Raw genomic sequence first — 22,305 nt, forward strand, 5'->3', positions numbered from 1 at the left:
TGCGCGCCACGGTGGCGATCGCCACGGCTAAATAAAGGGCAACACTCGCCTGGCGGCTTTGTACAGGAGCAATACGAGAATTGCTCCAATGACTGAAGAGATCAGGTTCACAATGCGAAGATTTGACATCTCAAAGTTGAGGAACAAATTGCATACAATCACAATTCCGACTATCGAGTCCGGGTTCTTCATGGAATAGGCATAGCCCTTGGCTAGCAGATACCCGACGAACCAGCCTGAGATCAGTACGCCTGCCAGTCCGGCGTTCATGTATCCGGTACCAAGTGTCTCCCCCGGCCACGAATTGTGAACGATGTCAGCGGCTGGTGTACCCGGCTCCAGCAGATACCCCAAAGTGGCTGCTCGTATGTATAGTCCGTCGTCAACAGGTGGCTTAAATTCATATAGCGAACTCGGCAAAAACGCAGTCGTAAGGTCGATAAAAGTTCTTCCAAGATAAAAATTGTCCCATTTAAAAAAATTTGTCGCAAATAGGTAAGTATCTATGTAGCTTAGCGAAATTATTAATGAACTATACGAATCTAGCGTCATCGATACCAAATTTTGGAAATTTTCTGTCAGACCATCCAACGAGTTTGCGTTTCTATAGATAAGAACTGCAAAATAATACAATATAACTGACGCATATAGGACCGACAGTACTAGGATATTCTTGATGTTAAATCGCATAAATTTCGGATTCGACAGAGACGCAACCATGATTATCGTTAGCAGCAGCTGGAGAGTGTCCTTTCTTCCTCCAAAAAGGCTTGACGTTGCAGCTCCCGTTATAAAGGCGGAAAAAAGGAGGAGACCACTGATCACGTCCCCCTTGGTGGCAACTCTCCGAGTGGCAGCAACGTTAGCCAACAAATAGGAACTTGAGATTATGAAGTTCAGGGGGCCCAGACCTGATTGCAATTCTACGCGCCGGGAGACGTTGCTCATAAGGAACTCGAGTCCGCCCGAAGCCTTGATCTTGGCATAGAAAGCTAAAGTGCCGACTGCTAGAAGAAATATGACAGAACCGATGCTCTCGAACTCGGTAAGATGCACCCTCGAACGCCTAAGGCTTTCCAGTGAATTGAAGCCTCCCACGCTTGAATAATAAGCCGTGTAGATTGTCAAATTCATCAGGGCGTAGCAAAATATGGTCCAAGTTAAGCTTGCTCGAAAATCTGAAGCCACGACAGAGAATACGCTTGGCTGAATGTATTCAGGATAATTTGAAACTATTATCATAGCAGGAACCATAATAAGTACCTGAACACACGCGTACAATTTAATCGGCTGGAATATTTGCTTGCTGCGCTCAACGACAAATGGGACCGCGTTGCACAGAGTAAACATAAAAATTGCAAGATAAGTTGCTATCATCTAACTAGAGATACTCATGCGATACATCGTCGACGGTGGTTTCAATTCGTCAATTTCCTCTCCTTATCGATACCAGCTGCTTCAGCTTGCGCGCAGGCTTTGCGACAAGCGCATAGTCAACTGGACCCGATCCGAGCCAGCGGCGGCGTGCCCGCAGCGCTTCCAGATTGTGGCCTATGTGCGAGGCAAGACTTCGCGTGCTGGCTCCGCCAACCATCATGTCCACCAGCACGTGGCCGGTCGCAGCGGTCTGGAATCCGTGAAGCTCAACAGCTCTCAACATCCAGTCATAATCCGATGCCACTTTGAGGCTGAGATCGAATGCACCGACCACGTCCGCCACCTTGCGCTTTACATAGAACGTTGGATGGGCCGGCATCCATCCGGTCCGAAAACCCTTGGGGGGTCGGGCCACGGCACGCCAACGGCGCACGATCCGCTTGCTCATATGGTCTTCGACAAAATCGAGGTCGCCATGCACGATGTCGGCATGTTCGAGTCCTGCGGAGATCCGTCCCAGAGCCGAACGATCGTGAAAGCAATCGTCTGAATTCAGCACGCCTACCGCGTCTCCGGTATATAGGCGCAGCCCCTTGTTCAGGGCGTCATACATTCCGCTATCTGGCTCGCTGATCACCCGGATCTGCTCCTGTGGGTAAGATCGGACAATTGCCAGCGTGTCGTCCGACGAATTGCCGTCGATGACCACCAGTTCCTTGTCATCATGACCCTGGGCCAGAAAGCTGTCGATCGTATGCCTGATCGTCGCCGCAGAGTTCCAACAGACGGTCAAGACGGAAATTTTCATGCCGACCCCAGCCTAGTGCTGCTCACTGCGCCGCAACACGAATGCGATCCTCGTCCAGGCGCCGATGTTCGGATTCCCGCCTTACCGCTTCGAGGTCGGACTGGACCATTTCCTGGACCATTGTCGCCAGCGACGTTGTTGCCTTCCACCCGAGAACGCGCTCCGCTTTCGAAGCGTCACCGATCAGAAGCTCAACTTCGGTCGGTCTGAAATAGCGCGGATCCACCTTGACCAGAACGGCGCCGGATTTCGCGTCGATGCCTTTTTCATCGATGCCGGAACCAACCCATTGGATCTCGGTTCCGACCTCATTGAATGCAAGCTCGACAAAGCGGCGGACCGAGTTCTTCACCCCGGTTGCAAGGACATAGTCGTCTGGCACGTCATGCTGGAGAATTCTCCACATGCCTTCGACATAGTCCCGGGCATGGCCCCAATCGCGTTCAGCCGACAGATTGCCGAGATAGAGCTTGTCCTGAAGGCCGAGGCTTATCGCGGCCGCCGCGCGCGTGATCTTGCGGGTGACGAACGTCTCGCCGCGCATAGGGCTCTCGTGATTGAATAGGATGCCATTGGAAGCATGGATGTCGTAGGCTTCGCGGTAGTTCACGGTGATCCAGTAGGCATAGATCTTAGCAGCCGCATAAGGCGAGCGGGGATAAAAGGGCGTCGTCTCCCTCTGTGGGATCTCCTGCACCTTGCCATAGAGCTCGGACGTCGATGCCTGATAAAAACGCGTCTTTTTTGTCAGGCCAAGCAGCCGGATGGCTTCAAGGAGGCGCAATGTGCCGATCGCGTCGGCATTCGCCGTATATTCCGCGGTCTCGAAGCTCACCTGAACATGCGACTGCGCGGCAAGATTGTAAATCTCATCGGGCTGCACTTCCTGGACGATGCGGATGAGGTTGGTTGCGTCGGTCATGTCTCCATAGTGCAGCGACAGCCTTACGTTCTTTTCATGCGGATCCTGGTAGAGATTATCGATACGGCCCGTGTTGAAGGACGACGACCGGCGCTTGATGCCATGGACATCATAGCCCTTTGCCAAGAGAAGTTCCGCCAGATAGGCGCCGTCCTGGCCGGTGATGCCGGTAATGAGCGCGGTCTTCCTAGTCATTGTGCTTTCTCCGAGATCGATACGACGCGATCTTCAAACGCCGATCAGCGTAGCTTTTGAACAGATGCCCATTTTCCAAGAGTGGTGCTTATCCCACCCGCGAAACTCGTGAGCGGCGGCATGGCTGCGTGGACTAGATCTTTGTCACCCTTGTCAACGTGCGCCAAACCCTGTCAGCATGGTTCGGATGGTTCGAAATACAATCAGCACATCGAGCCAAGGAGAAAAGTTCTTGATGTAGTAGAAGTCGTAGTGAAGCTTTTCCAGGACGTCGTCAACAGCCGCAACGTGGCCCTGGTTGACTTGCGCCCATCCGGTAATCCCAGGTCGAACAATGTGCCGGTACCGGTAGAATGGCAGTTCGGCCTCGTACCACTTCGAAAGTACGAGTGCTTCCGGCCGCGGACCGATCCAGCTCATCTCGCCGCGCACGATGTTGAAGGCCTGCGGCAATTCGTCGATCCGGGATTTTCTGAGGAACTGCCCCAAACGGGTGATGCGTGTGTCGCCGGCCTTCGTGATGGCCGCTTCCTTCTCGTCGACAGCCGTGTCGCTGAGCTTCATCGTGCGAAACTTGTAGACCTCGTAGGGATGCCCTCCGTAGCCCATCCGCTTCTGTCTAAATAGTGCGGGTCCAGGCGAATCGATCTTTACGGCAATCGCCACAAACAACAGCAATGGCGAGAAAACAACAAGCACAAATAACGCAGATGCCCAGTCTACCGACTGTTTTATTTTCAGGTAAGCCTGGTTTGGATTCAAGGAGCCTAGAGTGTTTTCAGAAAGATGCTCGATCTCCACTCTGCCTGTGAGCGATTCGCTGATTTGCTTGACGTGATAGACTGGTGTTCCCGACAGCGCGCGGTCCGCAATATACCGCTCCCATTCATCTGAAAGATCGGCCCTAAGATCGGCCACGACGCCGCTCGCGTATTCGACAACCGTATCGGGCGAATGGATCCTGTGCCAGCTCACACCCGGTATTGTCTCCAGCCTGTCGACATCTCCGCCAGGAATTATCGCCAGGCGATATGCATCGAGCCGTCGCGTGGCCAGGCTCAGGCCAAAGTACCACAATGTTGACTGGATGAAGCTCGCGGCGGCCTGGAATCGGCTGTAATCAAATCTGAAGAAGAAGATAGTGACGAACACAAGGCCATAGGTCAGCGCGAAAGTTGGCAGGATGTAGCCAGCCGCCGCGACGCCTGGGAAATTGCCGATGCGCTTGTAGAGGAAGTAGCCTGTCGTGTGAGCGATGATTGCCGCGACGATCGTAACCTGCAAGTTTGAGTACAGGATAACCTGTTGATCAAACGACATGCGGATCAGCGCAGGCAGCAGGATAGCGAATGTCAATCCGCCGAGCAGCTGAAAGCGCATCCGGAGCAGCAGATGCCTTCGATTGGGCAATTGGACAGTGGTGGTGCTCAAATTGAATCCCGCAACCCGGGTCCCATGGAAACCTGGACGTTCACCTTACAAGGTGCCGCTCTCGACCAACGCTCGAATAGGCGATGCCTTCCTTCACGACGTCCTCGCCGCGGTAGACGTTTCGAAGGTCGACCATTACCGGTGTCGCCATAATTGCACGGAGCCGCTTCAGATCCAGCGACCGAAAGGCGTTCCATTCCGTGACGATGACGATCGCATGCGAGCCGTCGGCCACCGCGTAGGCGCTTTCCCCGAATTCAATGCCCTCTATCATCTTGCGTGCCTGCTCCATGCCGACCGGATCATACGCCTTGATCGAAGCGCCTGCGTCCTGGAGTGCCTGAATGATGGCCAATGAGGGGGCGTCGCGCATGTCGTCGGTGTTGGGCTTGAACGTAAGGCCGAGGATACCGACAGTCTTGCCGCGCACAGAGCCGCCGCAGGCCACGACCACTTTGCGCGCCATCGCCCGCTTGCGCTGGTCATTTATCGAGACCGTCGTCTCAATAAGCCGCACGGGGCTTGCCGCGTCCTGCGCGGTCTTGACCAGCGCCAGCGTATCTTTCGGGAAACAGGAGCCACCGTAGCCCGGCCCGGCATGAAGAAACTTTGCGCCGATGCGATTGTCCATGCCGATGCCGCGCGCGACGTCCTGAACATCGGCTCCCAACCGCTCGCAGAGATCGGCAATTTCGTTGATGAAGGTGATCTTCATGGCCAGAAACGCGTTGCCGGCATATTTGGTAAGCTCCGCCGTACGTCGGCTCGTATAGAATATCGGCGCGACATTCAGCGAGAGCGGTCGGTAGATTTCGCCCATCACCGCTTTGGCCCGTTCGGCATCGGTCCCGACAATGATGCGGTCGGGCCGCTTGAAGTCCTCGATCGCCGATCCTTCGCGAAGAAATTCGGGATTGGAGACCACCGCAAAATCGGCGGCGGGATTTTGCTCGCGGATGATTCGTTCGACCTCATCGCCGGTACCGACAGGGACGGTCGATTTCGTCACCACGACCGTAAATCGTTTGAGCGCGCGGCCGACTTCGGCGGCCGCATCGTAGACGAAGGACAGATCGGCATGACCATCGCCACGCCGTGACGGCGTGCCCACGGCGATGAAGACGACATCCGATTGCGAAACCGCATCGGCCAGATTGTCATCGAAACGCAAGCGACCTTGCGCGGTGTTCGTGGTGACGAGGTCGTCGAGCCCTGGCTCGTAGATCGGTATCTTGCCGAGTTTGAGCATGGCAAGCTTTTCCGCATCACGATCGACGCAGCAGACCTGATGGCCAAAGTCGGCGAAGCAGGCGCCCGAGACGAGCCCTACATAGCCGGCACCAATCATTGTTATCCGCATATCGCGTACTCTCATCAGCGCCGACGAGACGATCTCGTCAGACAGCGCCTAGTCCCACCGAAGAACGGCTACCGCACTCCCGGGTGAAAACCCGAGAGCCGATCCTACAACAATTTGCATCGCCTCGCCGCACCTCAATGCTTACGACTATGCGATGGCGACGAGATCCCTGGTATCAAGGTCGACAGGTATCTCGCCATTCATGATCGCAACCAGAACCCGAGCCCTTCCGGCTGGATCGAGCCGGTCAAGGCGACCGATCATTTCCGCGAAAGGGCCGGAAAGGATCCGAACCGAAGCACCGGCTGCGAGGCCGCCACTGAAGTCGAGCAGGCCGTGCCTGCCGGTCAACGCAATGAAGCGCTCTACCAGACCGGAGGGGACAGGCAAAGGCCGGTCGCCTTGCATGACGAGGGAACGCACACCGAACGTTCCGTTGATCGAGCGCCAACGTTGCAGCGCGACGTCAAGGGCGATAAACATATAACCCGGGAAATAAGCTGCAGACCGTGTTTCGAGCCGCCGGGCATGACGCACGGTTTTCTCGCAGCGAGGCACAAAGGGCCCGAATCCTTGGATCCGGAGATGCCGCTCGGCGACATGCTCCTTCCCGGGAAAGACGCTGGCCGCATACCAGCGCGTTGCCGGCGCGGCGGTCGGCTCAGGCGACAGGGCTGTTGCCTTGCTCGTTGTTTTTTCCGCGCTACTCACGTGTCTTCCTTCGGCGGTCGGCGCATGATCTCAGGTCAACGGTTACGACAGTGTGTGGATACCAGCAAGCAACCAAGCCACTAGAGTCAAGGCGGTTGGGTTAAGAATTTCCTACACATTGTCCAGAAATTTAGCTGTGCCTAAATAATCATCGAGCCGCTTTCTTTTTCAGCTGGCTGAGATGCTATGTCGAGCAATTTATTTCCATACGTAGGTGCTTGGTCACGCTGGTCGTCACGAATCGCTCGTTGGTTCTGGTACTTAGTCCGTCGACTTGAAGCTAATGTGACGGATGGCGTCGCGCACAAGCCTGCCGCCAGCGACAAAGATCCTGCCTGCCGCCAGCGACAAAGATCCTGCACGGCCACACCAACTACGGCGAAAAATCACTGTCGCGCAGAACAGGTTATCACCGCTCGACCGGCTTCACGACCGCTTCAGCAGCGACCAGACAGCCGGCACCAGGCTCGCGGCCAGCGCAACCTTGATCAGATCACCGACGATAAAGGGCAACACCCCGAACTGCCAGGATTTTTCCGGGCCGATTAACAGCGCCAGCCAGGCAAAGCCCATTGCCATCATGACGATCTCGGCCACCAGCATGGCATTGAAGAGCTTGATAGGATGGCGATCCCAGCCACGGTCCGCAGCCCAGCCGACGATCGCCGCCATGACGACGAAGCCGGCTAGATAACCGCCGGTCGAACCGAGCATGTAAGCGATACCAATGCCCTTTTCGGGCGTGCTCTGGAAGACCGGAAGGCCCAATGCGCCCTCGACCATGTAGAGAAGTAGCGTGGCGACGCCGAGGCGCATGCCGAAGGAGGCAGCGATCAGGAAGACGGCGAGCGTCTGCATCGAGATATCGACCGGTCCGAGCATGACCTTGGTCTTGGCAGACAAGATCAGCAGCAGAGTTCCGGCGATCGCCAGCAAAAGCTGTCCTGCCAGCCGGGCCGCGCCTTTTTCAGGCAAAGCGAGAGAAATGAGCGGACGCATCGTCGTTGCAATAGCCATGGTCTTCCCCGTTCCGGATTGCCGCCGTACGCGGCCTTGCGTTTTCCTATATTGGCTTCCGTGCTATGCGGCAATCGGTTTTGCCCTCCCCCCAAAAAAGGTCGCGACGTTCGCATGGCGCTGAAATTCGACACACGCTTCGATCCTGCCTATGGCAAGGGCGTGACCGTTGCGCCCGACGTACTTCGGATCACCGCCAAGAACCCCAGCCCGTTCACCTTTCACGGAACCAACAGCTATATCGTCGGGTGCCAGACGCTGGCGGTGATCGACCCCGGTCCGGATGACGAGGCGCACCTTCGAACACTGCTCGAAGCGATCGGGACCCGGCCGGTCAGCCATATCTTCGTCAGCCACACGCATCGCGACCATTCGCCGCTGGCGGCGCGGCTGAAGCAGCATACCGGTGCGGCGGTTCTGGCCGAGGGCCGGCATCGCCCGGCGCGGCCATTGCGTACCGGCGAGGTCAATCCGCTCGATGCCAGCGCCGACACCGACTTTGTTCCTGATATCGCGCTGCCGGACGATATGGTGATCGACGGCGACGGCTGGGCGATCCGGACGGTGCTGACGCCCGGCCATACCGCCAATCACGCGGCCTTCGCGCTGGAGGGAACCGGCATCCTTTTCTCGGCCGATCACGTCATGGCGTGGGCAACCACGATCGTCGCGCCGCCGGATGGCGCGATGGCCGACTACATGACATCGCTCGATCGGCTGATCGAACGTGACGACCGGCTGCTGCTGCCCGGTCATGGTGGGCCGGTGACCGAGCCGCGCAGCTTCATGCGCGGATTGAAAACGCATCGCAAAATGCGCGAACGCGCAATTCTGGAGCGGATCAACAACGGCGACCGGACAATCAAGGACATGGTGGAGGCGATCTATCGAGACACCGACCCGCGCCTGCATAGCGCGGCCGGCCTGTCGGTGCTTGCCCACCTGGAAGACCTGGTGGCGCGCGGCCTGGTCCACACCGATGGCGCGCCGGCTATCGGCGGCATCTATTCGCCGGCAACGTAGCACACTTCGGATTTCATTCCGCCGGCGCCACGCCCACCTGGCCGGCGACTTTCTGGTCGAGTTCGGCAAGGAAATCGGTGATGCGCGCTGCATTGTCGCCAAGGTCGTAGCGGCCGTAACGCGAGGCCGAGCGCATATCGACGATGACCGCATCGCCGTCGTCGGTCACGCGGATGGCGACATCGGCGGGAAGACCAAGCAGCAAGCTCTTGGCCAGCGCATCGACCGTCACGTCGCTTTGCCCTGCTGCGTCGGGAAACGGCGCCGTGAGCTGCCAGCCGCGCCGATCGAGCACAGTTTTGACCGCCTCCAGAACGCGATCGAAAGGCAAGGTGTAGCTGCGTCCGGTAACAAGCGGATAAGCTTCGATTTGCAGGCGCTGCTCGCCGAGTGTCGGCGGCAAAAGCTCGTTCATATCCTTTGTCCGGGTAGAACTATCGAGCGCCGGCGGGTCGTCGAAATCCGTCGAGATGTCGCGCAGCGGCGGATAGGTCGCCGCCCAATAGGCCCCGACAGCGTAAGGGATGAGCACCAGAAGCGCCAGCAAGGCGCCGGCGGTCAGGTCTTGGCCGCCACGATCACCGAAGTTCCACAATCGCGCGAAGGCAAACCCGCCAAACAAAAGCGCGAACGCGGCCAGCAAGGCGACAATGCCAAGCACCCATAGGAAAGCTTGGGTCTCGACGAGGTCATAGCGATGGCCGATGAGAGCGGTCAGCAGCAGGACTGCCGAAAACGCGCCGGCACGCCGCGACCAACCGGCGGCCCTCGACGTTTGTCGCTCGGGAATTCCCGTCATTGTTTTCCGCGCTGCCCCAACCCGAACAAAGGCATAGTGCCTTTCAGCGGCGGCTTGAAGGCGCAAAGACGCCGCATCTCCGGTCAATCCGTCGGCAGGTGATAATCCCGGAACTGCTGGCGCAAGGTAATCTTCTGGATCTTGCCGGCAGCGGTGTGTGGGATTTCGCCGACAAAAGCGACGTCGTCCGGCATCCACCACTTCGCCACCTTGCCGTCCATGAAAGCGAGAATATCCGTCTTGGTCGGCTCCCTACCCGGCTTGCGGACGACCACGAGCAAAGGCCGCTCGCCCCATTTCGAATGCGGAATGCCGATGGCGGCGGCCTCCGCCACATCGGGATGGCCGACCGCGAGGTTCTCGAGCTCGATGGTCGAGATCCATTCGCCGCCCGACTTGATGACGTCCTTGGCGCGGTCGGTGATCTGCATATAGCCTCCGGGGTCGATATGCGCGACGTCACCGGTATCGAACCAGCCGTCTTGATCGAACTGTTCGGATCCGATGCCGCCATAATAGGCGCGCGCGACGGCCGGCCCGCGGACCTTGAGCCGACCGAAGGTCTTGCCGTCCCATGGCAGTTCGTTGCCGGCGTCGTCCGTCACCTTCATTTCGATGCCGAACGGCGTAAAGCCCTGCTTCTGCTGGACGGCGAGGCGGGCGTCACCCTTCAGCCCGGCATAGTCCGGCTTCAGGGTGCACAGCGTGCCGACCGGCGACATCTCGGTCATGCCCCAGGCGTGGACGACCTGGACATCGTAATTGTCCTGGAACTTCGTCGTGATCGCGCGTGGACAGGACGCGCCTCCGATGACGACTTTCTGCAGATAGGGTAGTTTCTTGCCGGTCTCTTCCAGATGCTGGAGAAGCATCATCCACACCGTCGGCACGGCGGCGCTGAAGGTCACCTTCTCGGTGTCGAGCAGCTCGTAGATCGAAGCGCCATCCATCTTGCAGCCGGGCATGACCAGCTTGGCGCCAATCATCGGCGCGCTCTGGGCAAGGCCCCAGGCATTGGCGTGAAACATCGGCACGACCGGCAATATGGTATCGCGCGACGACAGGCCCATGGCGTCGGGCATCGCTTCGATCATGGCGTGCAGCACGTTCGAACGATGGCTGTAGAGGACGCCTTTCGGGTCGCCCGTCGTGCCCGAGGTGTAGCACATGCCGGCAGCGGTGTTTTCATCGACTGTCTTCCAGGCGAAGTTGCCGTCGGCTTGAGCAAGCCATTCTTCATAGGCAACGACATTGGGCAGCGCAGTCTCGGGTAAATGCACCTTGTCGGTCAGCACGATAACCTGCTTCAGCGACTTGACCGCGCCGGCGATCTTTTCAAGCAGCGGCAGGAAGGTCAGGTCGACGAAGATTGCCTTATCCTCGGCATTGTTCATGATCCAGGTGATCTGCTCGGGAAAGAGCCGCGGGTTGAGCGTGTGATAGATCGCGCCGACACCCATGATGCCGTACCACGCCTCGATGTGGCGCGCGGTGTTCCAGGCCAGGGTCGCGAGGCGGTCGCCAAGCCTGAAACCGTCACGCTCTAGCCGCTCGGCGACCTTCAGGGCACGATCATGGATTTCGGCGTATGTGCTGCGCACGATCGGCCCCTCGATCGAACGCGACACGATCTCGCGGCTGCCGTGCTGCCGCTCGGCGTTGTCGATCAGCTTGTGGCAAAGCAGCGGCCATTCCTGCATCAGCCCGAGCATCGTGCTCCTCCCGTAATTTTTTTGCGCCATTGTGGGACGAATCGGCGGATTGTCTAGCCAGAACCGGGCTGAAGCGGTGCATAGAGCCAAACGAGGCCGAATTCGCCACAATCCGGCCATGCTCGGCGTTAACGTTGATTAACAGGCGGGGCGCGATTGGCGAATGAAAGAGGTTCGCATGGACGCGCAGCTCGACGACAAAGCCCTCGAAAATACGCTTGCCGAAAGTCTGACCGATCTGGTGGCGGCCGATGGCGCGCAGCCCGATCTGGTGCCCGACGCCAAAACCATTTCCGAAGATGAATTCGTCGAGGTCGTCGGTGGCGCCCTCGAAGCGGTCGGCGGCACGCTCTTGTTCAAGATGTGCGTCGAGAACGAGGGCGAAAGCCAGCACGTCGCTGCCGCCTGCGTCGGCGATGGCGGCAGTCGCCAGTTCCTGCTGCTCACCTTGCCTGCCAGCGGTGGTGCGCTGAAGGTCGAGACCACCTCGAAAAGCACCAATCCGGTGGCCGGCATTGCCGCCGCCTATGCCGGGCTGATGGACGCATTCCAGGCCGCCGCCTGAGTTTTCGGCAAAGCGGAAGAAACAGGTGAGACTTGCCCCCGCGGGCGACGCTTTGGCGTCGCGGCAGGCAGGTCTTGCATAACGCGCTTGCCAGACACATTTGGGGTTGAGGCAAGGAGATCCGCATGGACCAGATCGCAAACCCGTCACCCGGCTTTCAGCGCAATCCGGGCAAGATCATCCCCGTTGAGCCTTATAAGGGCACAGTGACGGTGCGCGCCGGCGATGTCGTCATCGCCTCGTCCAGAATGGTCAAGGTGCTGACCGAATCGCCCTATCCCCCCGTTTTCTACATTCCGTTCGACGACATCGACTTCAACCAGCTTGGCAAGACCGAGCCCTCGACCCATTGCCCCTACAAGGGCGATGCCAGCTATTGGAGCGTGCTGCCCGCCGCCGATGCAGGCAAGGATGCGATGTGGGCCTATGAGCAGCCTTACGACGAGATGGCGGATATCCGCGATCACGGCGCATTCTATCCAAGCAAGGTGACCATCGAGGCTACGCCCGACTGATCAGTCGGTGGTGCCTTCATTGCCGACACCGTCGGCATCATCGAGCCGGACGAAGGTGAGGCCCTTGGCCTTCAGCGCCAAAAGCCCCTGCACTACGCCTTCGCCGGCCGCATGGGTCGGCTGGTTGATGTGAGCGATGATGACATCGCCGTCGTTTGCTGCCGAGATGCGCCGGGCGGTCTCTTTTGCACCGAGCAATGAGCCGCCGTCGCCGTTGATCGAGAAGCCGGCGATCTTGAAGCCAAGCTTGCGTATCATCGCGATTGCCGACGGGCTGTATTCGGCGGTCGCGCCGCGAAACCATTTCGGCGCCGGCTCGCCGGTCACGGCGAGAGCGGCGGCACCGGATTCGACCTCGGCCAGCACGGCCTGCGGGCTGCCGGCGCTGCGAATGCCGTAGATCTTTTGCGGCGTGTCGACGGCCGGGACGTGGCGGCCGCCATGGTTTTCCAATTCAAACAGGTCGGGATGCGCCCGCATGATCTCGACGGCGGCGGCGTTGTGCTTCAGCCAGATGCCGGTGACGAAAATGGTGGCGGGAATCTTGTTTTCCACCAGCGCCGAGAGAATCCGTGTGTCGGTCTTTCCACCGCAGGCATCGAGCGTCAGCGCGACGCGGCCGCTGCCTGCGTCGGGCTTGATGTGCAGCGTCGGTTCGACGAGCAACTGGGCGTTGCCAGGCGAAACAGCCCACAGCGATATCGCAACTGCGCAAAAATGCTTTTGGAACAGGCGCATTGATTGTTTCCGGGTCGGCCAGATCAAAGTTGAAGCGGCGACCCCAAGACCGGCATCAAGGCGGAAATCGGGACGATGCCCCTGCAAAAGCGTCGGCAGCGGCAATTTGACCGCGGGCCTGACCTTTGGCAAGCGAGAGGTCACAATGCGTGCTCCACGTCCTTAACCGTACGTGAAAAGGATCGCGCGGTTCCTATCCGCGACCCTCCTTCGCAGCCTGCACCGCCGCTTGCGCGGCGGCCAGCCTGGCGATCGGCACCCGGTAAGGCGAGCACGAGACGTAGTCGAGGCCGACCTTCTCGCAGAAATGGATCGAGGCCGGGTCGCCGCCATGTTCGCCGCAAATGCCGAGCTTGATGTCGGGCCGCGTCGCCCTGCCCTTCTCGGCCGCCATCCGCACCAGCTCGCCGACGCCCTCTATGTCGAGCGACACGAACGGATCCTGCTCGATGATACCTTTTTGCCGGTAGGTCTCGAGGAACGAGGCCGCGTCGTCGCGCGAGATGCCGAAGGTGGTCTGGGTCAAATCGTTGGTGCCGAAGGAGAAGAATTCGGCCGCCTCGGCTATGACGTGAGCGCGGATCGCGGCGCGCGGCAGTTCGATCATCGTGCCGGTGAGGTAATCGATCTTGACGCCGGTTTCCTGCATGACGCTTTTGGCGACGGCATCGATGCGCGCCTTGACGAAGTCGAGCTCCTTCACCAGTCCGACCAGCGGTACCATGATCTCCGGCACCACCAGCGCGCTGGCCTTCCTGCCGGCCTCGACGGCCGCCTCGAAAATGGCGCGCGCCTGCATCTCGGCGATTTCGGGATAGGAGACGGCAAGCCGGCAGCCGCGATGGCCGAGCATCGGATTGAACTCGTGCAGCGCTTCGGTGCGCCGCCGGAGCTTGTCCGGCGATACGTTCATGGCGGCGGCGACCTCGGCCACCTCCTCCTCCGTTTTTGGCAGGAATTCATGCAGCGGCGGATCGAGCAGGCGGATCGTTACCGGCAGGCCGGCCATGATCTCGAACAGTTCGAGGAAATCCGAGCGCTGCATCGGCAACAGCTTGGCCAGCGCCGTTCGTCGGTCCTTTTCCGTATCGGCCAGGATCATCTCGCGCATGGCAACGATGCGGTCGCCGTCGAAGAACATGTGCTCGGTGCGGCAAAGCCCGATTCCTTCGGCGCCGAAGGACCGCGCCATGCGGGCATCGAGCGGCGTCTCGGCGTTGGTGCGCACCTTCATGCGGCGCGCGCCGTCGGCCCATTCCATGATGGCGGCGAAATCGCCCGAGAGTTCAGGCTGCAGCATCGGTACGGCACCCTTCAGTACTTGGCCGTTGCCGCCGTCGATCGTGATGATATCGCCCTTGCGGAAGGTCGCGCCCATCGCCATCAGCGTGCCGGCCTTGTAGTCGACGCGCAGCGAGCCGGCGCCCGAAACGCAAGGCTTGCCCATGCCCCGCGCCACCACGGCGGCATGGCTGGTCATGCCGCCGCGCGTCGTCAGGATGCCTTCGGCCGCGTGCATGCCATGGATGTCTTCGGGGCTGGTCTCGATGCGCACCAGGATCGCCTTGCGGCCTTGCGTCTTGGCCTCCTCGGCGTCGTTCGATGAAAACACGATCTCGCCGGTGGCAGCGCCCGGCGAGGCCGGCAGGCCGACGCCGATAATGTCGCGCGCCGCTTTTGGATCGATTGTGGGATGCAGCAACTGGTCGAGCGAGGCCGGATCGATGCGGGCGACGGCCTCTTCTTTCGAAATCAGTCCATCCCTGGCCATGTCGACGGCAATCTTCAGCGCCGCTTTGGCGGTGCGCTTGCCGGACCTGGTCTGCAGCATCCACAATTTGCCGCGCTCGATGGTAAATTCGAGATCCTGCATGTCGCGGTAGTGCTTTTCCAGGCGGTCGGAGATACTGACGAAAGCCTGGAAGGCGTCCGGCATCAGTTTCTGCAGCGACGGCTTGTCGGAGCCGGCCGCAATGCGCGCCGCCTCGGTGATGTTTTGCGGCGTGCGGATGCCGGCAACGACATCCTCGCCCTGCGCATTGACCAGGAACTCGCCATAGAGCTGCTTTTCGCCGGTCGACGGATTGCGCGTGAAGGCAACGCCGGTGGCCGAGGTATCGCCCATATTGCCGAAGACCATGGCCTGGACATTGACCGCAGTGCCCCAGCTTTCGGGAATGTCGTGCAGGCGCCGATAGGTGATCGCGCGGTTGTTCATCCAGCTGGAAAACACCGCGCCGATGGCGCCCCAAAGCTGCTCGTGCGGATCCTGCGGAAACGGCTTGCCGAGCTCCTCCTCGACCTTCGCCTTATAGAGCGCAATCACGCCTTGCCATTCGATGGCTGTCAGCTCGGTGTCGAGCTCATGGCCAAGCCCGCCCTTCTGGTCTTCGAGGATTTCCTCGAACACCTCATGGTCGAGCCCCATGACGACATCGGAATACATCTGGATGAAACGGCGGTAGCTGTCATAGGCAAAGCGCGGATCGCCTGAATCGGCGGCCAGTGCTTCGACCGTCTCATCGTTCAGGCCGAGATTGAGCACGGTGTCCATCATGCCGGGCATGGAAGCGCGGGCGCCGGAGCGCACCGACACCAAAAGCAGTTTCGAGGGATCGCCGAAGCGGCGCCCGGTCAGCCGGCCGATGTGGTCAAGCGCGACCGCAACATCCGCTTCCAGCGAGGCCGGATAGGTGTGGCCATTGGCGTAATAGGCGTTGCAGACCTCGGTGGTGATGGTGAAGCCCGGTGGCACCGGCAGGCCCAGGCTGCACATTTCGGCGAGGTTGGCGCCCTTGCCGCCGAGCAGATTGCGGTCGCCGGCACGGCCTTCCGCGGCGCCGTCGCCAAAGGTGTAGACCCACTTGGTCATGCTTAATCCCCGGTTTGCAGGAGCTGGAAGTACTGGCAAATCGAGCGATATGATGGTGCAGTGCGAAAGGCAAGGCGTCGACCAAGCCGGCGGTCCTCTACAATCGATTAAGCGATACTGATGCCCAGAAAGACCGGTGTCTCGGGCGTACCCGCCACAGCACATAACGAGAACAAACAGACAGAACTGACCGGAAAATTCGATTATGGCAGCGATGGGCGGAACGCCGGGACAGGGCGGCACTATCCTTAAAGTGATCTCATGGTTCCGGGCTGTAGGCGGTCCAATTGTCCATCCTACCGCTCCGAGAGGCCCAGCAACTCACCTGCCTCGATCATCGAAAGATCGCCGCCATTCCAGCGGCTCAAGCGTCGCGAACATTCTCCGATCCTGTAGCCATGCTGTCCGTTTGATCCCCAGCCTCCAAGGACTGGCAAGAAAACGGACAGCTCACGTGCTACCTAGTCCGGACAATTTCTGCTTACGACATTTTGTATCTTCGCCGTTGAGCTTTCCCCCCGCTCGTCTTATAAGCCCGCGCGCTGGGGCACGTTCCCGGCTGATGGGGCGTCGCCAAGTGGTAAGGCATCGGTTTTTGGTACCGACATTCCCAGGTTCGAATCCTGGCGCCCCAGCCAATTTCTCTCGGTCCGCTCCTGACGACTCCGAATGCACGTGCCCGTTGGAGTTCTCCGCTCCATAGGGGCACGACAATTTTCGCGCGAGAGATAGACAGCGTTTAACGTATCGCAAGTTTTTATTACGAATGTGGCGGCTCAATATGTAGCTCAGTTGATTTTGGACAAATCGGATGCGATCGTGAGGGGGAAGCAATAGCCTCGCCTCGCACCATGCGGGAGCCGATGTCGATCTCGGAGCCGAGCCTTGGGTGGCAACGCCCGGCCCGCAAACAACATCGTAGGAGCAGAATGAGATTACACTCAATTGCCGAAAGAGCAGCCTTCTTCGTTACGCTGCTTGCCGTTCTCGTGCTTGCACTTCTGCCAGTTTTCCGTCTCAAGGAGCTCGGCTTCGGCATAGGCTTCCACTATGACAAGCTTAATCACGGTGTCGCTTTCGCGGCGCTGATGCTTGTTGGCAGCCTGGGTTGGCCGGAACGCAAAATGAGTTTGATGGTCTTCCTCGCTCTGGTTGGTGCTGCGATTGAAATCCTTCAGGGTACGACCTTAATAGGGCGAGATCTTGATGGATTTGATTGGGCAGCTGATTGTGTTGGCATCTGGTGCGCGCTGGCAGCCATTAGCTGTGCAAATTCGCTTGTTCGACGAGTGGCTTGAGGGACATCCTCTGAACGGCGCCAATCTGTTCCGGTAGACATATCTCAAGCGCCGAACGGATGTTGGTTGCCGTTGGTTGCCGCGGTGACTTTTTGCAGCGAGATTCGAGTGCTGCGCAAGGCCTGCAGGAAAGGCCTACCCGTCTTCATCGGGCCGGAGTTGCTCGACGCGCCGTCGCGCGCTCGTCTCTTTCGACAGGCGCTACTACCAGGTAGCGAAAAGACCCGTAAGATATAGAAGGCGGCGCAGCCATTGAGGGACGACGTGCCAAGCGCCGGGATGCCTGGGAGAATTCCGACCAAGGAATCCGTCGAGACACAAGAGGCACATGGCCCAACTCTCTGGCGTTCCGAGTCCCTACCATCTCGGCCCAAACCGGCACGTCTGCAGTCCGGGATCGTTCCCATGGTCACCTGGGTGTTGCTGGATTCTGATTGAACCGCATTTCAGTTTGCCGAGTTGCAATCTTAGTGCGGACAACTTGGTCGCGGGCTGCCACTTGCGGTTACCTGTCCACAAGAAAATGGCGTCGCCGGCAGAGAACGTGGTCAGGCAAGACTCCTAGTTTAAGCTCGACTCAATTGACCGGCAGGAAAATTCATATTGAATAAAATGGGGGTGTTACTGCACGCTCTTTGGCATTCAAATTGATATCTTCTCACGCTCCACCAATCAAAGCACCCGTTTTTTTCATTTATCTTCGCCTTATAACAACAACTATCACAATTTTACGTACAACGGATATCTATTCATCAAACAAATCCAAAATTATAAAATAACTTTTGGATTGTATTAAACGAATTATTCTGACGTAGCAGTGCATTTAGTGTCTCGTAAAAAATCATAGATAACTTTTGAGCCAATCATTAAAATCCTCCCGCAGTTAAATTTGACTCTTCATCGCTATCGTCGACCTTGTAAAGTATATTTTTCGCCTCAACCTCGAAATCCTGTCACCGATCAACCATTCTATCAGGGCGTGCAGGTATGTGATTTGGCGCTAATATACACCTTCTAGTAGGCAGTCATTCGCGGGGCGCTATCGAATCAAAATGAGGGATTATGGATGGCGACTCTCCATTACACGTCGGGCGGATCCGGCACGGACATTGCAAAAGCCGGATTCAATCTGGCTAGCGTGCAATATGTTGACCAGGTGAACGAGCTGCCGGAGGGCATGAAAGGCTTGGTCTACCTCGACGAGGCCAACGGAGTAACCCAATCCTTTATCGACAAGGTTACTCCTTTCCTCGGCAATCCGAACGTATTTGGGTTCTTCCTGGTTGACGAGCCGGATCCCACCGGCCAATGGGGTACCTACGCCTCTGCCGCAAATCTGAAGGCAGAATCCGACTGGATTCATGAGCATTTTCCAGGCGCCAAGACCTACATCACAATGATGAGCTTAGGGACGTCGGCGAATCCGGATTTTAGGGGCACGTACAATCCCGCCAATACGGGTATCGATTACTACGGCATAGATGTCTATCCCGTCCGCACGGATGGCCCGGTCGACTACAACATGATCGATAAATTCGTCGCCGCCGCTCAGGCATCGGGCATCCCGACGAGCCAGATCGTTCCGGGCTACCAGGCGTTTGGAGGTGGCGAGTATAACACCGACATGGGTGGCAAATATGTGGTGCCCACCGCCGCCCAGATGGAAACCATGATGGAACACTGGGCCAAGCTGGTTCCGTCACCCGCCTTCGACTACGCATACGCCTGGGGTTCGCAGCGAGGCGACACAGCGTTGGAGAGCTCTTCGGAACTGCAGGCCGTTTTCCGGGAACACAACCTTGCGACGACGGGGACCACTCCACCTCCCGTCGACACAAGCGACACCTTGTATGGCACCAGCGGCGACGATGTGTTTCACGGGGCCGGCGGCCACACGATGATCGGCTATAGCGGCAATGACACCTATTATGTCGACGACATCCGCGACAAGGAGATTGAGGCGGCCGGCGGCGGTGCCGACAAAGCACTCGCCTCCGTAAGTCATACCCTTGCGGCCGGCTCGGAGATTGAGCTTCTTGCCACCAGCAATCCGTCCGGCACCACGGCGATCAACCTCACAGGCAACGAGTTCAGCCAGACCATCCAGGGCAATGCCGGCGCCAATTACATTAGGGGCGGCGGCGGCGCCGACACCATGACCGGCTATGGCGGTAACGACACGTACCACATCGACAACGCCGGCGACAAGGTAGTCGAAGCGGTGAGCGGTGGGGTTGACAGGGTTTACGCTGCTGTCAGCCATGCCCTTTCGGCCGGCTCAGAGGTTGAGCTCCTCGCCACCAACAATCCGACGCTCACGACAGCAATAAACCTAACCGGCAACGCGTTCGGCCAAGCCATCTTTGGCAATGCTGGCGCAAACGTCATCAACGGCGGTGGTGGCGCCGACAAGATGGTCGGCTATGGCGGCAATGATACCTATTATGTCGACAACGCCGGTGACAAGGTAAACGAGGCGGCAGGTGGCGGTACCGACAGGGTGTTCGCTGCGGTGAGCCATGCGCTTTCGGCCAGTTCACAGATCGAGCTTCTCGCCACCACCACTCCGTCCGGTACGTCTGCAATCAACCTGACGGGCAACACCTTTGCCCAGACCATCCAGGGCAATGCTGGCGCTAATATCATCAACGGAGGCGGCGGTGCCGACATCTTGACCGGTAACGGAGGCAATGATGCTTTCGTGTTCAACAGCGCTCTTGGAGCCGGCAATATCGACAGGATCACCGACTTCGACAAGCTCCAGGACAAGATCCAACTCGACGACGCCGTTTTTGCCGGGCTTAAATCGGGTGGCCTTTCATCCGATGCTTTCTTTGCTGGCACGGCCGCGCATGACAGCTCCGACCATATAATCTACAACAGCTCAACCGGGGCGCTCTCTTTCGACAGCGACGGGATCGGCGGCGCATCTCAAATACAGTTCGCCACTCTCTCTCCAGGTCTGTCGCTTGCAGCAGGTTCGTTTCTTGTGATCTGAACGCCCCGGAACGGCGGACCTTCTGCTGGAGCCGGTCCGCCGTTCCGTCTTTGTTCAAGCACCGGAATTCCAAGTGGGATGCTTAGTTTTGGCCTGTGCTTCCCCAAGGAGCTAGCAGGCGGGCCCTAAGGTGAGCGAGAAAACGCAGCTGGACCATTGGTGAGCGCCCTTCGGGATTATCACTGCGAGTACCTTGCCAGTATCGGCGCTATCAGCTTTGCCAGACCAGCGCCGGTCTCTCCGGTCTCGCACGAGCAATTCAGCATAGGCGACAAGATCGCTATAAGCGGCGGGCAGTTCAACCTCGTCCTAATTGGCGGTCATCGGACATGGCGGAGATTTTCGGCTTAGTCATGCCGACTACCTCGACGCCGCACCCATCAGCACCGACGTCTTCGGAGATGTGCACCAGATCGCTGAGCGCCGAGCGGATTTGCGGCCAGGGGAATTCGGAGCACTCCTCCTCGCTTTCGCCCTCGCGCAACACGACATCGAGCTTGACTGCAACACCGGCGAGAGTCGTGGCGGCAGTCCTTGAGAATGTTTGCAGCAGATCCTGCACCCGCTCTCCAGCCTGGCGTTCCGCCATCAGCGCTGCGGCGTAACCGGTTTCCTCGGCAGCCGCATTCCAGCGTGCCTGATGTGCCGCTAAAGCGGCTTCGGCCTTCTTGCGAAGAGCCGCTGTATATGGCTCTTTGCCAAGTATATCCTTGAGCGCCTCGATAGAATGGACCGTCACCTCCTCACCCTTGGCTAGGCGGACGGTCACGCAGGGAAAGCCGACGCTCTCAATGAGTTGCGTTTCCAAGCGCTGCTGTCTGCGGCAAAGCCGCTCGGTGAGCTTGTGAGCTTCCCGCCATTTCTGCCATAGACCCAACGTAGGGTCAGAACGCAGATTCGTCCTTCCGCCGTCGCCTGCGGATGCGCTACCTTCAAGGGCCCATGCGGTGCTAGCCACCATTGTTCCTGCAAGTACTCGTCTGCGGGTGACGTGGGGCGGCGGCGTGATATTGTCGGAATCAGCCATGATCCGAGCTCCTCAGAAGCTTGGGTTGTGGTCAGGCTGGGCAGGTGCAGCAACACCTGCTCAGCCGTTCTAGCGTTTGTGTTTGTCTAGCGTCTTCCATTTAGCCTGATTTCCCGGGCGAAAGTCAACCAAAAAGACTGACCTCAGCCGATGAGCCTAATTTCCGTGGAACAATGTAGGGGGGCCAGGGCGATGCTCGGTTGGAGCCAGGGCGAACTTGCGGTCGCTGCCGGCGTCTCCAGAGCAACCATCGTTGATTTCGAACGCGGGGCGCGCATTCCACATCGGAACAACCTTGATGCAATACGCAGTGCCCTCGAGGCCGCCGGCGTCGAATTCATCCCAGAGAATGGCAGCGGGCCTGGCGTACGGCTTGCCCGCCGATCCAACAACAGATGACCATTACGGCGAAACGCCGCATTTTGAATCAAGCGACGGCGACATCTCTTGCAACGACTGTTGCATAGAGCCCATTTTTCGCGAACATTTTGCGAGAGAAATGCCCCCTCCATCCGCTCCACAGAAATGCGGGGTATCCCCTGCGAACCCGAAAAACGAGCTGGTGGGCAAAGATGCGATTGTACCGTGCAGGATAGCCGAGTCCCGGTTGGCCAACGCGTAGGTGATTGGCACGTTTCCGGCCCTTCCCGCCATCGACCACCAAAGGCCAGCATGCCATATGCCCGCCAGTGTATGACAGACCGGCACGCCTGATTTCGTCCTGTCACAATCTCATCGGAAACAGGATGGGCAAATCGCGTCAGAACCCATCTGGCCAATACAAACGGCTCGCTGCCCCGAGTAAAGATGCGATTGCACCGTGCAGGATAGCCGAGTCCCGGCTGGCCGATGAGTTGTGTGCGTCAAGTTCTGCAAAAATGGCGTGGCAGTAGCTGTGACGTCGGCGTGTCCGCCGCGCAGCCCCCGTGTTTAGCGG

18 protein-coding genes and 1 tRNA gene are annotated in these 22,305 nt (G+C 58.7%); 7 read left to right on the forward strand and 12 right to left on the reverse strand.

The window, feature by feature from the left end; all coding sequences use genetic code 11:
- Positions 1-27: 27 nt before the first annotated feature.
- The 7 genes from NKI50_RS23495 to NKI50_RS23525 form a co-directional block, all read right to left on the reverse strand.
- Positions 28-1,377 carry a hypothetical protein gene (locus tag NKI50_RS23495; protein ID WP_352717737.1) on the reverse strand — a complete coding sequence of 450 codons (1,350 nt, stop codon included), beginning with the start codon at positions 1,375-1,377 and terminating at the stop codon, positions 28-30.
- A gap of 49 nt (positions 1,378-1,426) precedes the next feature.
- Complete coding sequence (locus NKI50_RS23500) at positions 1,427-2,185, reverse strand: glycosyltransferase family 2 protein (protein WP_352549044.1); 759 nt, start codon at positions 2,183-2,185, stop codon at positions 1,427-1,429.
- 22 nt (positions 2,186-2,207) lie between these two features.
- Complete coding sequence (gene gmd, locus NKI50_RS23505) at positions 2,208-3,302, reverse strand: GDP-mannose 4,6-dehydratase (RefSeq protein WP_352549042.1); 1,095 nt, start codon at positions 3,300-3,302, stop codon at positions 2,208-2,210.
- Between the two features lie 153 nt (positions 3,303-3,455).
- Positions 3,456-4,733 (reverse strand): sugar transferase, encoded by a 1,278-nt coding sequence (locus NKI50_RS23510; protein WP_352549040.1) that lies wholly within the window; start codon positions 4,731-4,733, stop codon positions 3,456-3,458.
- Between the two features lie 40 nt (positions 4,734-4,773).
- The gene (locus tag NKI50_RS23515) at positions 4,774-6,093 is read right to left on the reverse strand and encodes a UDP-glucose dehydrogenase family protein (protein ID WP_352549039.1); all 1,320 of its coding nucleotides are present in this window, start codon (positions 6,091-6,093) and stop codon (positions 4,774-4,776) included.
- 147 nt (positions 6,094-6,240) lie between these two features.
- Positions 6,241-6,804, reverse strand: a complete 564-nt coding sequence (gene nusG / locus NKI50_RS23520; RefSeq protein WP_352717740.1) for a transcription termination/antitermination protein NusG — start codon at positions 6,802-6,804, stop codon at positions 6,241-6,243.
- Positions 6,805-7,230: 426 nt separating this feature from the next.
- A complete protein-coding gene (locus NKI50_RS23525; protein ID WP_352549035.1) occupies positions 7,231-7,821 on the reverse strand; it encodes a biotin transporter BioY in 591 nt (196 codons plus the stop codon).
- Positions 7,822-7,935: 114 nt separating this feature from the next.
- Here NKI50_RS23525 and NKI50_RS23530 point away from each other — a divergent pair, with 114 nt between their 5' ends.
- Positions 7,936-8,844: an MBL fold metallo-hydrolase gene (locus NKI50_RS23530; RefSeq protein WP_352717742.1), complete on the forward strand. Its 909-nt coding sequence runs from the start codon at positions 7,936-7,938 to the stop codon at positions 8,842-8,844.
- A 13-nt stretch (positions 8,845-8,857) separates the two neighbouring features.
- Here NKI50_RS23530 and NKI50_RS23535 read toward each other — a convergent pair whose 3' ends face one another.
- Together NKI50_RS23535 and NKI50_RS23540 are read right to left on the reverse strand one after the other, a co-directional pair.
- Positions 8,858-9,643, reverse strand: coding sequence for a DUF1499 domain-containing protein (locus NKI50_RS23535; RefSeq protein ID WP_352717744.1), 786 nt, complete (start codon positions 9,641-9,643; stop codon positions 8,858-8,860).
- 83 nt (positions 9,644-9,726) lie between these two features.
- On the reverse strand, positions 9,727-11,355 hold the full coding sequence (locus NKI50_RS23540; RefSeq protein WP_352717746.1) for a fatty-acid--CoA ligase: 1,629 nt from the start codon (positions 11,353-11,355) through the stop codon (positions 9,727-9,729).
- A 178-nt stretch (positions 11,356-11,533) separates the two neighbouring features.
- Between NKI50_RS23540 and NKI50_RS23545 the strand changes: the two genes are divergently transcribed.
- Together NKI50_RS23545 and NKI50_RS23550 are read left to right on the forward strand one after the other, a co-directional pair.
- Complete coding sequence (locus NKI50_RS23545; protein WP_352717748.1) at positions 11,534-11,920, forward strand: hypothetical protein; 387 nt, start codon at positions 11,534-11,536, stop codon at positions 11,918-11,920.
- A 125-nt stretch (positions 11,921-12,045) separates the two neighbouring features.
- Positions 12,046-12,435 carry a DUF427 domain-containing protein gene (locus tag NKI50_RS23550; protein ID WP_352717750.1) on the forward strand — a complete coding sequence of 130 codons (390 nt, stop codon included), beginning with the start codon at positions 12,046-12,048 and terminating at the stop codon, positions 12,433-12,435.
- Here NKI50_RS23550 and NKI50_RS23555 read toward each other — a convergent pair whose 3' ends face one another.
- Entirely contained in the window at positions 12,436-13,173 is a 738-nt protein-coding gene (locus tag NKI50_RS23555; RefSeq protein ID WP_352717752.1) for a polysaccharide deacetylase family protein, read from the reverse strand.
- Between the two features lie 193 nt (positions 13,174-13,366).
- A complete protein-coding gene (gene ppdK / locus NKI50_RS23560) occupies positions 13,367-16,045 on the reverse strand; it encodes a pyruvate, phosphate dikinase (protein ID WP_352717754.1) in 2,679 nt (892 codons plus the stop codon).
- Positions 16,046-16,608: 563 nt separating this feature from the next.
- Here ppdK and NKI50_RS23565 point away from each other — a divergent pair.
- From NKI50_RS23565 to NKI50_RS23575, 3 genes are all read left to right on the forward strand, one after another.
- A tRNA-Gln gene (locus tag NKI50_RS23565) sits at positions 16,609-16,683 on the forward strand.
- Between the two features lie 291 nt (positions 16,684-16,974).
- The gene (locus NKI50_RS23570; protein WP_352549013.1) at positions 16,975-17,343 is read left to right on the forward strand and encodes a VanZ family protein; all 369 of its coding nucleotides are present in this window, start codon (positions 16,975-16,977) and stop codon (positions 17,341-17,343) included.
- A gap of 1,066 nt (positions 17,344-18,409) precedes the next feature.
- Complete coding sequence (locus tag NKI50_RS23575; RefSeq protein ID WP_352717756.1) at positions 18,410-20,341, forward strand: calcium-binding protein; 1,932 nt, start codon at positions 18,410-18,412, stop codon at positions 20,339-20,341.
- A 298-nt stretch (positions 20,342-20,639) separates the two neighbouring features.
- On the opposite strand, the gene NKI50_RS23580 is transcribed toward NKI50_RS23575, so the two are convergent.
- The gene (locus tag NKI50_RS23580) at positions 20,640-21,368 is read right to left on the reverse strand and encodes a hypothetical protein (protein WP_352717758.1); all 729 of its coding nucleotides are present in this window, start codon (positions 21,366-21,368) and stop codon (positions 20,640-20,642) included.
- Positions 21,369-21,560: 192 nt separating this feature from the next.
- On the opposite strand from NKI50_RS23580, the gene NKI50_RS23585 reads away from it, so the two are divergent.
- Complete coding sequence (locus tag NKI50_RS23585; RefSeq protein WP_352717760.1) at positions 21,561-21,767, forward strand: helix-turn-helix transcriptional regulator; 207 nt, start codon at positions 21,561-21,563, stop codon at positions 21,765-21,767.
- The last annotated feature ends 538 nt before the right edge of the window (positions 21,768-22,305 follow it).

Origin of the sequence: Mesorhizobium sp. M0563 (assembly GCF_040321065.1) — a bacterium.
GTDB lineage: Bacteria > Pseudomonadota > Alphaproteobacteria > Rhizobiales > Rhizobiaceae > Mesorhizobium.

Coding starts and splice junctions, on each gene's coding strand:
- NKI50_RS23495 (WP_352717737.1), bottom strand. CDS start 1,377: ATGATAGCAACTTATCTTGCAATTTTTATGTTTACTCTGTGCAACGCG.
- NKI50_RS23500 (WP_352549044.1), bottom strand. CDS start 2,185: ATGAAAATTTCCGTCTTGACCGTCTGTTGGAACTCTGCGGCGACGATC.
- gmd (WP_352549042.1), bottom strand. CDS start 3,302: ATGACTAGGAAGACCGCGCTCATTACCGGCATCACCGGCCAGGACGGC.
- NKI50_RS23515 (WP_352549039.1), bottom strand. CDS start 6,093: ATGCGGATAACAATGATTGGTGCCGGCTATGTAGGGCTCGTCTCGGGC.
- NKI50_RS23525 (WP_352549035.1), bottom strand. CDS start 7,821: ATGGCTATTGCAACGACGATGCGTCCGCTCATTTCTCTCGCTTTGCCT.
- NKI50_RS23530 (WP_352717742.1), top strand. CDS start 7,936: ATGGCGCTGAAATTCGACACACGCTTCGATCCTGCCTATGGCAAGGGC.
- NKI50_RS23535 (WP_352717744.1), bottom strand. CDS start 9,643: ATGACGGGAATTCCCGAGCGACAAACGTCGAGGGCCGCCGGTTGGTCG.
- NKI50_RS23540 (WP_352717746.1), bottom strand. CDS start 11,355: ATGCTCGGGCTGATGCAGGAATGGCCGCTGCTTTGCCACAAGCTGATC.
- NKI50_RS23545 (WP_352717748.1), top strand. CDS start 11,534: ATGGACGCGCAGCTCGACGACAAAGCCCTCGAAAATACGCTTGCCGAA.
- NKI50_RS23550 (WP_352717750.1), top strand. CDS start 12,046: ATGGACCAGATCGCAAACCCGTCACCCGGCTTTCAGCGCAATCCGGGC.
- NKI50_RS23555 (WP_352717752.1), bottom strand. CDS start 13,173: ATGCGCCTGTTCCAAAAGCATTTTTGCGCAGTTGCGATATCGCTGTGG.
- ppdK (WP_352717754.1), bottom strand. CDS start 16,045: ATGACCAAGTGGGTCTACACCTTTGGCGACGGCGCCGCGGAAGGCCGT.
- NKI50_RS23570 (WP_352549013.1), top strand. CDS start 16,975: ATGAGATTACACTCAATTGCCGAAAGAGCAGCCTTCTTCGTTACGCTG.
- NKI50_RS23575 (WP_352717756.1), top strand. CDS start 18,410: ATGGCGACTCTCCATTACACGTCGGGCGGATCCGGCACGGACATTGCA.
- NKI50_RS23580 (WP_352717758.1), bottom strand. CDS start 21,368: ATGGCTGATTCCGACAATATCACGCCGCCGCCCCACGTCACCCGCAGA.
- NKI50_RS23585 (WP_352717760.1), top strand. CDS start 21,561: ATGCTCGGTTGGAGCCAGGGCGAACTTGCGGTCGCTGCCGGCGTCTCC.